Genomic DNA, 13074 nt, shown 5'->3' on the forward strand with positions numbered 1-13074 from the left:
GTAAAACATTAGGCTATTCAAAATCACCGGAAATGCATGACAAAGTCATCGGGACTTTTATCGAAAGAGAATATTATATTTAAGACCAATCAACATTTTGAATACGTGACCGTTACGTGATTTTTTTCACGTATCATAGCGATTGATTTGTATCGGCCTTTATTATCAGGATAAACAGCGTGTTATTGATTAATCTAAATTTTAACAGTTCTTTTTTGTTACATATTGATTATAATTTTAGAAAAGAGCAGGGGACAGACATGCAAAAAATTATAGGGTATGAGCAACTTGATATTTTCTAGGTAATTAATTATTTAGAGGATATTTTTATGTCTGTGAAAAACCAGAGTCGTGATCGTCTTCCTAATGGAAGATTAAAATCTTATCGTCGGGTAGGGAGACGGTTTGCAAGCTGCAAAAGATGGTTTGATAAATCTCCGTCTTGGTATCGCAATCTGATGATGACCAGACCAGAACGGCGGGAAGTGAAACAGCTTCTATCTGAAGTACTAAACGGTAGCGATCCGGATGGAATGGCATTTCCGGTACACAATAAACCTTTTGCATGGTTTTATTGAACGTTGTTAGTTTCGTCTGTCTTTACATCATCTTTACGATGTAAAGAGGTGTCAGGGATGACAAATCGCCGCTTTCAATACAGTAAAATCAAAGAGAATAAATCATCATTTTTTATCGAAAAGGTAATGTAAATGAAAAAGATAATAACTTTCCGTGAAAAACTGGAATTGAAAAAGAGAGAAGAAAATCCTGAGTTTATTAAAGCGTATGAAGAGGCTAAACAAGATTTAGAGCCTTACTTTCGGAGTGTTAGTGATGAGATGAATGCTGTTCTAAAAACTCAATTTCCGAATAAGCCATTTTGAAAGCGTTACTAGGATCGCTGTTCCAACGTCTATATTTTAAACGGCGATTTGTTACCCCTGTTTGGTTTATGCCCTTTAGGGCATGGAAGGCGGCTCCTCGGAGTTGCTGGGGACACCGCCAGTTTATCCGCCGATACAAATGGGGACTCATTGGGGGTTACTGAACCCTCCCTTCACCCTGCTAAGCCTGCCTTTGGCGAACTTTCAACGACGAGGAAGCCGGACGGTCGGAGACAAAAGAAATGTTCGGCTGGCATGAAATAGTTTGTTTTGGTGTGTATACGGAATCATAGGCAGACTTAAAAAGTTGAATAATATTAGAATGTTAGCATAACGTATCTTATACGAGTCTTTTAATTTGTTATTTTGTCTAACATAAAATAACTAAATTCTGCCCATTGGCATTGGTCATTTTTGTCGAGCCAACAGCACCCAATTAGATAATTTCCTGTTCCATCTACATTTTGACTATGGTATGCAACAGTCATTTTTTTATTCTCAGATTTTAAGCTGACCACATCACCAATTTGGTAATGGGAGTAATGATAGCTTTGATGGTGATACCCGTTTTGGCCTGAATTTTGCTCATAAAAGTTTCGATACATAATTAAAGAACTCCATTGAAAATTTTCATAGTTACGATATGGAACTGCTTATATTTTTTTCAGTGCACTTGGGTTCGCATAATGTGATATGCCGTTATGTTGAATGGGTGAGCGGCGATAATCACAAACCGCCGCCACCCATTTACACATAACGCGATTATACTAATCTCTTTGATTTAGACGTTATTACTTACCATTACCGAAGAAATAAGCGCAGAATAAAATCATCCCACCTATTATTGCTATCCCCATTCCTAAGCTCATTATTACTCCTTGATTTTTTCCTGCCTTGTATGATGAAAATACAGGTAAGTCAGTCCGACAGGTGCAATAAAGATGGCAAATGCCCAGCATAAGATCATGGTGATAAGTTTTATTGCTAGCATGAATATTGCGTTGCCGAAAAAGACATTTTCACCCATCAGAAAACCCGTGATTTGTTCATAGACAAAACGGGCGTAGGGATAAAGCAATCCGCTGATTAAGGAAAAAATCATCATGCGAATGAGGTTTGCATTTGGATTTTTACTGAACAGCCAGATGAAGAATACTGAAATTGCCATACCAAAAAACAGATGTCTGAAGAAGTAACTACCATTTAAACCGCCGAACGTTTTCCTTAATAAGTCCATTCTTTTTTTCTCTCTTTCAGTTGTTGTACAATTTTTGCCCGCCAAAGAGTACATGACTCTTTAATGTCATTAACAAGCATTTTTTCCTTTCTGTTTTTATTATTGATGTCACCTAAACCCCCGTACTGTACTACGGGGGTAGTCTAAGGTTATCTTCGGGCTTTCAGGTGAACCTGACCAAATTCTAACTATCTTTTTTCAAAATCAGGTGGCCATGTTCATCAAGTGCGATCATGGTTAGCATTTGTTCGATTGCGTAATGAACCAAATCAGCTTCGCTATAAATCTTTTGCCGTCCGCTCATGATGTTTTTCTTGGTTAAGTGAAATGCCTTTTCCTGTAAATCGATAGCCTCCGATTTCTTCAATCTGATAGTAGTTTTCAATGTAGATGCAGTGTTCATTAGAAGCCTCCGTTCACCATAATCTTTTATTCTATAAAATTTGTGTGCAAGTTGCCTACGACATGTTGACAGGAAACATGTGATATGTTTTCTATCTATATAGAATGTTATTAGTGATTTGTATACAACGCCAATTGAGAGAGTTTTTAGGGCAAGAAAGATCGAGTACTCAGGGTCAAACCTCAGTACTTTTTTGAAAGTTACGTTGGTTCGCATAATCTCCGGCGTTATGTTGAATTGCGGGCTGCTAAAATCGCAGAGCAGCCCAGCAATTTACACATAACGTGCATTATGCGAATCAGGCTCCGATCTATCCCGTCCTCCCGCACAAAAAAACGTTCATACCCCTTGACTCCCTAAACTAGTACAAGAGGGATTATGAGCGTTGTTTATTCAAATTCAGATCGTGCTGAATTGGGTGTTCAGTTTTTGAATGCCTATCACGGTTACTTTGATTCATTTCATCGTCAATATCAGCCTTTACAATCCCAACCTGAATACCAAACGAGTGTCGCTCGCTTCTCCCAGTCAAAACGCCATTATTTGTTTTCCCGGCAACGTTATATTCAAGTATTTGGGGAACAGGAAGAGGCATTCTTACCTTCTCTTGATTCACGTGTTCATCAAGTCATTTTTTTGTTTGAAGCTGATTCATTGCCTGAGTTTTCTCTGGATTGGCGTATGTATGTTGCTTACTTAGCATCTGGATTCGGGTCTTTTTCTATCTCTGTGGCGCAAGCTGTTTGTAGTTTAGTGAAGGGATTAGGTGTCGAGAAAGCAGTAACAAGGTTAGAAATGGCTTATTCTTTGGCGTTTGCAACCCCAGACGGCAAAGGAAAAGGCATTAACCTGTTCTGTTCAGATGAGGACTTACAACTGGTTGCCGATGATTTTGTTCACTCACTATCTGATTCGCCTTTATGGTCTTGGTTTGAATCTTCTGGTGATCGGGATACTTTTTGTCATGCCTTTATTCAAATCATTACGAATCGAGTTGAACAGGATTTTAATTTCCCTGCTGATACTGTGTTGAATTTGGTTAATGCATATAAGGAGTTAGGCGCCGTTTTGCGTTTTATGAATCCTTACTTTGTTCGTCGTTTTTTGGACAGACAACGCCTTACCAGAGTGCTTGAGATCTCCCGTATTTTAATGATGCTTTCGCCATTAAAGCCATATTCCTCTGATTGGTTACTTTCACACTATAAGCGCAAGGATGCTAAAACGTTGCGCTTTCTTGAGGCAATGGGGATTTTTGATGCTGATGAAAAATTGGTTTGCAGCCTGAAAGAAGCGTTTGATTCCTCTGTTTCTAATCGCAAAAATCGAGTTGTCGAGTTGATAGTTCGTGCAAAAGGGGTTTGTTCACTAGCCGAAGATATGGGCTTGACAGGTTACTTTATTGTGTTGACTTGTCCTTCTCGTTTTCATTCGGTCAGAACGGTGAAGAACAGTAAAACAGGTAAGGCTTTTCATACTGAAAACCCACAATGGATTGAGAATGGAATGCCGACTGTTCGTGATTCTCATCAATGGTTACTGGACACGTTTACTCGTGTCCGTAAGCGCTTGGATAAACACGATATCACTATTCCAGGATTGCGGACAGTTGAGCCACACGCAGATGGCTGTGTTCACTGGAATATATTGTTTTATTCTCAGCCTGAGCATCTTGATACAGTTTTATCGATTTTTAAGGAAGAAGTATTTAAGGATTCGCCAGATGAGAAGGGAGCAAAACAGCACCGTATAAAAGTGACTGCGGTCGATCCCGAAAAGGGGGATGGCTTCTCTTATATCATTAAATATATTACCAAGATGGCAGGATTTGAGGACGCTAAAGGCATTTCAGAGCTGAACGACAAATATTCAGGGACTTCATTTCAGAATGCTGTACAGCGTGTTTCTGTTTGGTCACGTGTTTCAGGAATTCGGCTTTTCCAGTTCTTTGGTTGCCCAAGTGTTACCGTTTATCGTCAGTTACGGCGTTTGCGCCATCCATTGAAAAAAGGAGATATTTCATTGGAGCATTTTACTGATGATGAAAAATTCGAATTGGAAGAATTACGCCTTGCCGCTGATGATGGCAATTTTTTGCGTTATATCGAGTTAAGCGGCGGTTTTTTCTCGGACTTTGTGGCACAGCCTTATTACCTGACTCAGATTATTGATGGTGAAGAAAAAAAGAATTGTTACGAAGAAACAGCGAGTAAAGCCGTTTATGGTTTTACCTTTCATCACCATGTTTTTATAACTCGTTTTACAAATTGTGAGGTTAGACGAATGAATGAAGCAGATCGCCTTGCGTTGGCATTTTTGCGCGCAGATGAAAAAACTTTAAATCAGGACTTTCTTGATTGTCTCGGACAAGGTTCTGATGATTTTGAAGATGATTACGAGCCAGAGAACGGGAGACGCTTGCCAAGTTTATTAGACGGTACTCGCTCATGATGAGTTTTTCTCTGTGTGTGCTGTATACCCGAATGGATACTTTATTACGTTGCAGGGATGCTGCATCGTTATTGCCTGTCAGAATTATTTGTTTTTCGTTCTCGGAAGATGGTCTTTTATGTTTTTCATTGTGTCTTTTGAAAACAAAGCGGCCACAAGGTGAGGTCACGAACCTTGAGACTGTTTTGTTTTCCTTGGACTCGTGACAATAACTGTCGCTAAATAGAGAGAGAAAAAAATATGATTCAGAACTATGTAGATCGTTATCAGTATAAGCATGCTATGCCTGAGGGATTTAAAGCAATGGCCGTTCAAGGCGGGCACTTTTCTCATGTGCTTTCAGATATTGAAGAAAGAGAAATTTTGACTTCCGATGGCACGAAGGAGCTTAAGCAAAAAGAAAAATTTGGTTTTGTATTGGCCGTGCCGTTTGATGATCATAAGTTAAAGGTACGAACAACTGAGTTTCGTAAGTATGTTTGCTCCAAAGAAGATTATATTTTCCTCAAATCTGTTGAGGCAGATATTTCAGAGCAGCCCGTATATGTCTCATTTTTGCCGAGCGCATGGGCGACATCACGAGATAATAATGGTGTCTGGTATCAATATGTTTCAGGTTCAATCCAACGCTTTGATGGGAAGCCATTAACGAGTAATAAAAAATAACAACGTTCTCTTGTTCCTATGGAAAAAGTGAAGAATTTGATTAAATTATAGAAAAGCCTAATGGTTTTTAATTTGATGATGATTTAATTGTCGGTTAAGTATCTAACATCTTATTTTGTTATTCAGGGTGGGTTTATGGCTAATGATAAAAATATTACTGGTACTATTTGTAATTTAAAATCTAAAGATGATTGTTATTCGATGACTTTAAATATGTCAGATGTTTATGAACCTCGCTCTGATGCTCAAAATATTGTCATTGGTTTTTCTTTTTCATTACTTGTTTTCTCTTTTTTAATATTTTCTTATGGTTTGTATAAATATTGGAAATCAGAATAAAATGCGATTATTTTATGGGTGGCACCTCTTTAAATGGTTCTATATGTGATATATCCAATAATTGTCAAAAGATAATTTTAGATATATCAAGCCAAATTCCAATCTCTTATGATTATCCTTATTTGGGTAAGGTATGGGGATTGGCGTTTAGTTCGGTAATGATGTTATATCTTTTTTCTTTTTGTATAGGTCAAATGATACGCATGGTAAGGCATGCTTAATATAGGAAATTAAAAATGGGTGTATTATCTTCTTGTAAATTTTTTTCTAAAAAAGCAACTTTAGTTGTTGCATTGGCTGTAACTCCTGTATTTGCTTTTGCGGATGAGGCTATAAATAAAACGGGCGTTGTGGATTACTCTGCGTTGACAAGCAATATTAATCTTTCTGGCGATGTGCTTCCTGTTATTATGTCAATTGGTGCATCTATTATTACTTTGCTTGCTGGTATTGCAGGTGTTAAGTGGGCAATGAAAATGGTAAGAGGTGCTTAATTTAGCTTATTTTATAAGGTAAGGGGTGAAAGCCCCTTTTTTTATTATATGCACGCAGATTTATTAACTTTGGTTGTTTTTGTTTGGGGGCTATTATGCGCTTGGGCTGTGATTCAAGGATTAAAAGGCTAATAGTTTATTCTTTTTGCTTTTCATTTTTATTCGTTGGTTGGCCTAGTCCTGTTAAGGCTAATCCTGCTCTTGCGGCGGGATTATTGGTAAGGGTAATTGCACAAACGATGGCAAAGAGAACGGCAATTCAGGTAGCAGCAAAACAGACCGTGACAAAATACCCGTTAACGGAGGCTGCTATGCAAGAAACAATAAGAAGACAATCAGCGGCAACTGTAAGTGGAATGTCTCGGTCAGCAGTATCCAGGGCGGCAAGTTTTCCGGCGAATTCATCTTTACGCAAAGCAGGACAGGTTACTTGGGCAGGGGTCACTGTTGCAGGGGGAATTATGACAGCTTCTGAGCTGATTGATGCTTTTCGTTCTGATAATTTGCAGGTGGCTGTCGATGGTGTTGAGCTGGAAAACGGTAATTATGAGGTTCGTATCGGTGGTCAAACTCGGATTGTTGATTTTCGTCCATCGCCTAATTCCCCTGTGATTCTTTATGGTAATGATTCAAAACCTGTCGGTTCTGATTGGAGGGTAGCTTCGTCAGGTACTTCTCTTGTTAGTAACATTCCGCTTAATGGGGTTGAATCTTATCCAGTTCCTGCGGGTGTTGTTCAGTCTAATTTTCTTAATAATAAACGAGCTGCTTATACGTCAAATATTCCAAGTTCAAGTGATGATTATTTTTATATTGAAGATGATAAATTGAGTTCTTTGAAAGCGTTGTTTTTGATATCCGTTGTTAAGCAGTTTGAACGTGATTCATGGAAAAAACCTGTTATCAATACTGTTAATGGTGATAATGAGAGTTTTGATTACGTTCTTTCGTCTAATTCTTTGGAAGTGTTAGATTTTGTACCTAATGTTAGTGATTCTAAATGGGATGATGATCATAAATTTTTACCTAATGCAATAACTTCTTTTAGTGCTTATGTTCCTGTTGTGATTCACAGGAAAGAAATAAAAAATTCTTATAATCCATGTGAATATCCTCGCATTGTTAATCAGGATGGCTCTATGGAGGTCAAAACGGTATGTACACCACCAAAGGAGTCAGATTATCTTTTCAGTGCAGAGAAGAGTAGTGTGTACGTTTCTACTTCATTAAATTATGATTATGATGGCAATTATTTTAATGAAAGAAATAAATCTTCTTCTGCGAAAATAGTATCTGCCGATGAATTAACGGCAATCTTGAAAGATGAACCTTTAAATAATTCGATTATTGCCAAATTAATTAATGATTTATTACATGATGCAGCCGCTCAAAATGATTATCAGGGGATTAATGTCAATGATGGTGATTATATCACTGAGGCTGAGGTCAGTGATGCATTAAAGTCGTTAGGTTATGATAAGTTAACCGCAGCTGATTTATTTTCGCCGATTCAGAATATTGAATTGGATTTATCTTCTCATGAAACAACGGTTAATAATAACGGCGGCGGTAATGGTAACGGTGGTAATATTGATGTTAAAGTGGATTTAGGGACTGATCCTAAAATTAAAGCTCCAGATTTGGAAAAACCGCCAACGGGAAGAGAAATTGCTCAGCCTATTATAGATGGTATGTCTTTTATTTCTGATTTTAAGATATCAGGTAAGTCAGCGGCTTGTCCTACGGTAAATACCACTTTTTCTTTAATGGGGTTTGATTTTGATTTGGTGATTGATAGCCATTGCGACCTGATAGAAAGAAATAGGAAGCTGATGGAGCTTATCACGTCTTTGGTCTGGGCTTTTCTTGCTTTGCGTATTGTTCTGGATGCTTAAAGGGAGTTTTTATGTACGGTTTTCTGCTTTCTGCGTTGAATACAGTACTTGCCTATCTTTTCCGGGCGGCTGTTCTTAAGTTCATTATTTTCTTTTCCCTGTACTTTATTGTACAGGAATTCATGACGGTCATTGTGGAATTGCTGCCTAAGAGTTCGAATCTTCAGGCATTGTTTGATTTACTGCCTGATTCGGTCTGGTATTTCATTAATCTGTTTCAAGGGGTGATGGGGATTAATTTGTTAATTGATGCTTGGTTTACCCGTTTTATCATTCGTCGACTTCCTTTTATCGGGTAATTGCTATGTCTATCACAGCTTACTTTGGCGTTCCTGGCTCTGGTAAGAGTCACGAGTGTGTTAAAAGCGTTATTCTTCCGGCTTACATGAAAGGCCGTAGAATTGTCACCAATATTGATGGAATTAACCCTGATGCTATTCGTGATTATGCAATCAAGCTGTCTAAAGGAAAGGAGGGGGTTTTTGGTGAAATCATCAAGGTGAGTGATGAACAAGTCATGCAGGATGGTTTTTTTCCCTATAAGCGTAACGATCAAGAGGGTTATTCCTGTGATAGTTCTTTTTGTCAGGCAGGGGATTTGATTTGTCTTGATGAAGTTTGGAGATTTTGGAAAACAGATAAAAATCTGACCAAAGAGCATGAATCCTTTATCTCTGAACATCGTCATTTTTCAAATGCGGATACTGCTGTTACTTGTGATTTAGTCTTGATGAATCAAAGTACAGGTACTTTGGCAAAATTTATAAGGGAGCGCATTGAAACATCTTATAAGATGACTAAATTGGTTACGCTGGGTGCAAAAAATCGTTATCGTGTAGATGTTTATAATGAAGCTAAGTTTTTTAAATCCAATCGGGTGACGTATTATATAAATAAGTACGATAAGGATATATTTAAACTTTACCACTCTCAGAATGGTGGAAAAGGAAAAGAATTAGTCGTTGATTCTCGTCAAAATATTTTTAGCCAAACGAGATTATGGGTATTTATATTTGGATTTCTGATTTTATTCTGTGTTAGTGGTTATGTTATATATTCATTTTTTACTAGTTATGATAACGATAATCCGGTTGCATCCGGCATTGGGGGGAATAACATTCATTTACAGGACGGCCTCTCAGTTTTACCTAATGAAATGAAAACTGAGAATAAAAGAGAGGCAGTAAAACCCATTTATTCTAAATGGCGCATTTCTGGCGTTTTAAGCGTTGATAATTATACCTATGTAGCCTTAGTAAATGCCTCTGGTGATATAAGGCTGGTTAATAAAAATGATTTTCATGGTAAGGGTACTATGATGTTCGGTTTTGTTGATGGGGAGAAAGTCACTTATTTTAGTGGAGTATCAAAATGAACAGGATTTTTTCTATTGTTTTTTTATTCTTTATTCCTTATTTTTCTTTTGCCAAAGGAGTTAATTTTTCGCTTGATGGTGTCACGATCCCAAAATCGGTCAATTTTATTTACAGTCAGGTGTTTAAAAAGCCTTTTATGATTTCGCCAGAAGTGATTACAGATGCGAGATTGGTTTCATTTCATATTACACCGGACCTTGACGAAAAGGCTTTCTTTGTCCGTTACTTAAAGAATATGGGTATCGGTGTGACAACGAAGTCAGGTGTCGATTACATTTATAAGCTAAAAATTGTCGAACCGGTTGCCCCGCAACATACCTTTGTCTATAAACCTCAGTATCGTTCTGTCAGTTACTTAACATCTGTTTTGTCCAGTATTGTTCAGGGGAATTTCGGTCATAGCGGTTCTAAATCTGCTTATGTGGGCGGAACGACAGCGCCCAATAACTTCTCTGGGGCGAATTCTTTTGGCTCATCGGGGGATATGTTGGTTTTCTATGGGACTAAGGCTGATATTTCACGTATAGAGCAGGTGTTACCTTCAATTGATACGATATCAGACGAGGTTTATGTAGGCGGTTATGTTTATCAGGTTCAGACAACAGAGCGTAACGGTTCCGGTCTGGCTTTAGCGGCTAAGTTGTTGAGCCAGCGTTTTTCTATTCAGATTGGCGGCTCGACAGGCGGGAGTATGGATAACTTTATCAAGTTTTCTTCGGGTAATTTGAATGCGTTAGTCGAGTTGTTCAATACGGACTCTCGCTTTACCGTGGTGAGTTCACCGTCTTTGCGTGCCCGTTCCGGTACGTCAGCCTCTTTTTCTGTCGGGGAAGATGTGCCGGTTCTGGGTAATGTCAGTTATTCGGGTGATAAACCTGTCCAGTCTGTTGAGTATCGTTCTTCGGGGGTTATTTTCAATGTTATGCCGGAGGTCAGGCAGAATGTGATTGATCTGTCTATCAGTCAGGAATTGTCTAATTTTGCCAAGACGCATACAGGCGTGAATAACTCACCAACCTTGATTAAACGTAATATTCATACGTCTGTTTCTGTAAATGATGGTGATATTATTTTGATTGGCGGATTGGCAGATAATAAAGATACTGATGTAAATACAGGCTTATCTTTTATGCCATCGTGGTTTTCCAGTAGCAGTAAAGAGAAAACAAAAACCGATATAGTTATCATTCTACAAGCTAAAAAGGTGAAACGTTAGGATTCGCCCCCACAGCGTGCGAGGAGGCGAATCCTAACGGAACAGCTTTTTAGCGTTATATTGATTAAATTTAGCGGAATATGGTTTAATTTAGGTCTATTTTTGTCTTATTGGAATTGTAATTTTGGAAAATAACAGGGGATAAATATGCAACAAATTATAGGGTATGAGCAACTTGATATTTTCTAGGTAATTAATTACTTAGAGGATATTTTATGTCTGTAAAGAGTCAGAGTCGTGATCGTCTTCCTAATGGAAGATTAAAATCTTATCGTCGGGTAGGGAGACGGTTTGCAAGTTGTAAAAGATGGTTTGATAAATCCCCGTCTTGGTATCGCAATCTGATGATGACCAGACCAGAACGGCGGGAAGTGAAACAGCTTCTATCTAAGGTACTAAATGGTAGCGATCCTGATGGAATGGCATTTCCGGTACACAATAAACCTTTTGCATGGTTTTATTGAATGGCGTTAGTTTCATTTGTCTTTACGGTATCTTTATGATGTAAAGAGGTGTCAGGGATGACAAATTGCCGCTTTCAATGCAGTAAAATCAAAGAAAATAAATCATCATTTGTTATCGAAAAGGTAATGTAAATGAAGAAGATAATGACTTTCCGTGAAAAACTGGAATTGAAAAAGAGAGAAGAAAATCCTGAGTTTATTAAAGCGTATGAAGAGGCTAAACAAGATTTAGAGCTTTACTTTCGGGGTGTTAGTGATGAATGCTGTTCTAAAAACTCAATTTCCGAATGAGCTATTTTGAAAACGTTATTAAGATCTCTGTTCCAGCGTCTAAATTTTAAACGGCGATTTGTTACCCCTGTTTGGTTTATGCCCTTCCGGGCATGGAAGGCGGCTCTTTGGAGTTATTGGGGACACCATTGTCAATCCGCCGATACAAGGGGGGACTCATTGGGGAGCACGGCCACTTTCTTCACCCTGCAAAGCCGTCTTTTAGCGGGTTATCAGTGACCTGAAAACTGAACGGTCGGAGACAAAAGAAATGTACGGCTGGCACAGGAATAGTGCGTATAGGGCTGAGATAGTCAGGAGGAACAAATCGCCGCTGACAATGCATATCATAGGAGCAGATTATAGAGCGGGAGGTAACAGATTAGCCGAAAATGATATATTTAATGACGGCAATCAACACGATAGTGCCCCAGATAAGAAGTAATGATGTATTCCATTTAAGATTTGTTCTGGATTTTAGTTTCTCTGATTCGACGCTTGTTTTGGTATTGATATCACATAGTTCTGTGATGACTTCTACGATCTTTTCTGCCTGCTCATCGTTTATGCCTGAATCTTTTAACAATTTAACTGCATTGCGTAATTTGAGTTGGTTTGTTGACATATTGATCACCTCATATACTTATATATCGATATTTTAGTAAAAATGGAAGGCCTATGAAAAAGTTGAAGACACATTCAGCATTACATGCTGAGTGTATGAAAAATCCTGAGTATAAAGCAGCGTATGAAGAATCTTCCGATGAGGAAATGGAATTTCAGATAATCCAGCACCTTGAAGATGGACAAGAAAAAATTATTTTTGATTCAAGTCTTGATGAGCTTTGATAATTTTAAGTTTATTTTATCATAATGTTGCTAAGTTCAATGGATTAAATGCCCGTTAGGGCATGTAAGGCGGTACTCGAAAGGTTATGGGATAACAGTGGCTAATCCGCCGATACAAAGGGGGGACTGAGTCAGGGAACACGAAACCTTCCCTTCACCCTGCTAAGCCAGTGAGCGAAGCGAACCACGGAATTATCAAACTCACGAAAGCAGAGCGGTCGATAGAAAAAAGGCTATTCAGCGGACACGGCGAACTAAGTACTCATGTTTAATAGAATGAGTGCTTATTTTTAACGAACTAAGCACTCATGTTTAAGGTGTTAAAATTATAGTAACTTATTGATTATAAATGTTTTTATAGTCTCTAGCTCGGAGCTAATAACTTTTTTATATTTCGTAGTTCTTCTAATCCACCTGGTCTCATAAAACCTAATGTTCCATCATTATGATCTATAACTTCTTGGAGTTGGGCTGTGTTTTTGTATTTTTCAATCTTTGATAATGCATAAGAAGCATCTTCTATTAAATTG

General features: G+C 38.2%; 19 protein-coding genes. 15 read left to right on the top strand and 4 right to left on the bottom strand.

All coding sequences use genetic code 11. From position 1 onward, the window contains the following. The 4 genes from IQ211_RS15395 to IQ211_RS15410 form a co-directional block, all read left to right on the top strand. A partial coding sequence (locus IQ211_RS15395; protein WP_228011593.1) for an IS1 family transposase occupies positions 1-83 on the top strand: 83 nt, incomplete at its 5' end. A 246-nt stretch (positions 84-329) separates the two neighbouring features. Then, positions 330-578: a hypothetical protein gene (locus IQ211_RS15400; RefSeq protein WP_189758355.1), complete on the top strand. Its 249-nt coding sequence runs from the start codon at positions 330-332 to the stop codon at positions 576-578. A 132-nt stretch (positions 579-710) separates the two neighbouring features. Then, positions 711-884, top strand: a complete 174-nt coding sequence (locus IQ211_RS15405; protein WP_189758356.1) for a hypothetical protein — start codon at positions 711-713, stop codon at positions 882-884. An 82-nt stretch (positions 885-966) separates the two neighbouring features. Further along, positions 967-1143: a hypothetical protein gene (locus IQ211_RS15410; RefSeq protein ID WP_189758357.1), complete on the top strand. Its 177-nt coding sequence runs from the start codon at positions 967-969 to the stop codon at positions 1141-1143. Positions 1144-1237: 94 nt separating this feature from the next. On the opposite strand, the gene IQ211_RS20205 is transcribed toward IQ211_RS15410, so the two are convergent. From IQ211_RS20205 to IQ211_RS15425, 3 genes are all read right to left on the bottom strand, one after another. Beyond that, positions 1238-1489: a DUF2158 domain-containing protein gene (locus IQ211_RS20205; RefSeq protein WP_189758358.1), complete on the bottom strand. Its 252-nt coding sequence runs from the start codon at positions 1487-1489 to the stop codon at positions 1238-1240. Between the two features lie 266 nt (positions 1490-1755). Further along, positions 1756-2121: a hypothetical protein gene (locus IQ211_RS15420; protein ID WP_189758359.1), complete on the bottom strand. Its 366-nt coding sequence runs from the start codon at positions 2119-2121 to the stop codon at positions 1756-1758. A 184-nt stretch (positions 2122-2305) separates the two neighbouring features. Then, entirely contained in the window at positions 2306-2524 is a 219-nt protein-coding gene (locus tag IQ211_RS15425) for a hypothetical protein (RefSeq protein ID WP_189758360.1), read from the bottom strand. A gap of 378 nt (positions 2525-2902) precedes the next feature. Here IQ211_RS15425 and IQ211_RS15430 point away from each other — a divergent pair, with 378 nt between their 5' ends. From IQ211_RS15430 to IQ211_RS15475, 10 genes are all read left to right on the top strand, one after another. Further along, a complete protein-coding gene (locus IQ211_RS15430; protein WP_189758361.1) occupies positions 2903-4975 on the top strand; it encodes a replication endonuclease in 2073 nt (690 codons plus the stop codon). Between the two features lie 240 nt (positions 4976-5215). Then, positions 5216-5641 carry a hypothetical protein gene (locus IQ211_RS15435; RefSeq protein WP_189758440.1) on the top strand — a complete coding sequence of 142 codons (426 nt, stop codon included), beginning with the start codon at positions 5216-5218 and terminating at the stop codon, positions 5639-5641. Positions 5642-5776: 135 nt separating this feature from the next. Beyond that, positions 5777-5980 carry a hypothetical protein gene (locus tag IQ211_RS15440; RefSeq protein ID WP_189758362.1) on the top strand — a complete coding sequence of 68 codons (204 nt, stop codon included), beginning with the start codon at positions 5777-5779 and terminating at the stop codon, positions 5978-5980. A 236-nt stretch (positions 5981-6216) separates the two neighbouring features. After that, positions 6217-6474 (top strand): hypothetical protein, encoded by a 258-nt coding sequence (locus IQ211_RS15445; protein WP_189758363.1) that lies wholly within the window; start codon positions 6217-6219, stop codon positions 6472-6474. A 95-nt stretch (positions 6475-6569) separates the two neighbouring features. Beyond that, the gene (locus IQ211_RS19655) at positions 6570-8369 is read left to right on the top strand and encodes a hypothetical protein (RefSeq protein ID WP_223281571.1); all 1800 of its coding nucleotides are present in this window, start codon (positions 6570-6572) and stop codon (positions 8367-8369) included. Between the two features lie 11 nt (positions 8370-8380). Further along, positions 8381-8668, top strand: a complete 288-nt coding sequence (locus IQ211_RS15455; protein WP_189758364.1) for a DUF2523 family protein — start codon at positions 8381-8383, stop codon at positions 8666-8668. 5 nt (positions 8669-8673) lie between these two features. Continuing rightward, positions 8674-9744: a zonular occludens toxin family protein gene (locus tag IQ211_RS15460; protein ID WP_189758365.1), complete on the top strand. Its 1071-nt coding sequence runs from the start codon at positions 8674-8676 to the stop codon at positions 9742-9744. Then, positions 9741-10961: a type II secretion system protein GspD gene (locus IQ211_RS15465; protein WP_189758366.1), complete on the top strand. Its 1221-nt coding sequence runs from the start codon at positions 9741-9743 to the stop codon at positions 10959-10961. The genes IQ211_RS15460 and IQ211_RS15465 overlap by 4 nt, the downstream gene beginning before the upstream one ends. A gap of 215 nt (positions 10962-11176) precedes the next feature. Next, positions 11177-11425 carry a hypothetical protein gene (locus IQ211_RS15470; protein WP_189758367.1) on the top strand — a complete coding sequence of 83 codons (249 nt, stop codon included), beginning with the start codon at positions 11177-11179 and terminating at the stop codon, positions 11423-11425. A 132-nt stretch (positions 11426-11557) separates the two neighbouring features. After that, positions 11558-11716 (top strand): hypothetical protein, encoded by a 159-nt coding sequence (locus IQ211_RS15475; RefSeq protein WP_189758368.1) that lies wholly within the window; start codon positions 11558-11560, stop codon positions 11714-11716. A gap of 361 nt (positions 11717-12077) precedes the next feature. Here IQ211_RS15475 and IQ211_RS15480 read toward each other — a convergent pair whose 3' ends face one another. Continuing rightward, the gene (locus IQ211_RS15480) at positions 12078-12320 is read right to left on the bottom strand and encodes a hypothetical protein (protein ID WP_189758369.1); all 243 of its coding nucleotides are present in this window, start codon (positions 12318-12320) and stop codon (positions 12078-12080) included. Between the two features lie 53 nt (positions 12321-12373). Between IQ211_RS15480 and IQ211_RS15485 the strand changes: the two genes are divergently transcribed. Next, a complete protein-coding gene (locus tag IQ211_RS15485; protein WP_189758370.1) occupies positions 12374-12544 on the top strand; it encodes a hypothetical protein in 171 nt (56 codons plus the stop codon). The last annotated feature ends 530 nt before the right edge of the window (positions 12545-13074 follow it).

This window comes from Xenorhabdus griffiniae (assembly GCF_015163655.1).
GTDB classification, from domain to species: domain Bacteria; phylum Pseudomonadota; class Gammaproteobacteria; order Enterobacterales; family Enterobacteriaceae; genus Xenorhabdus; species Xenorhabdus griffiniae.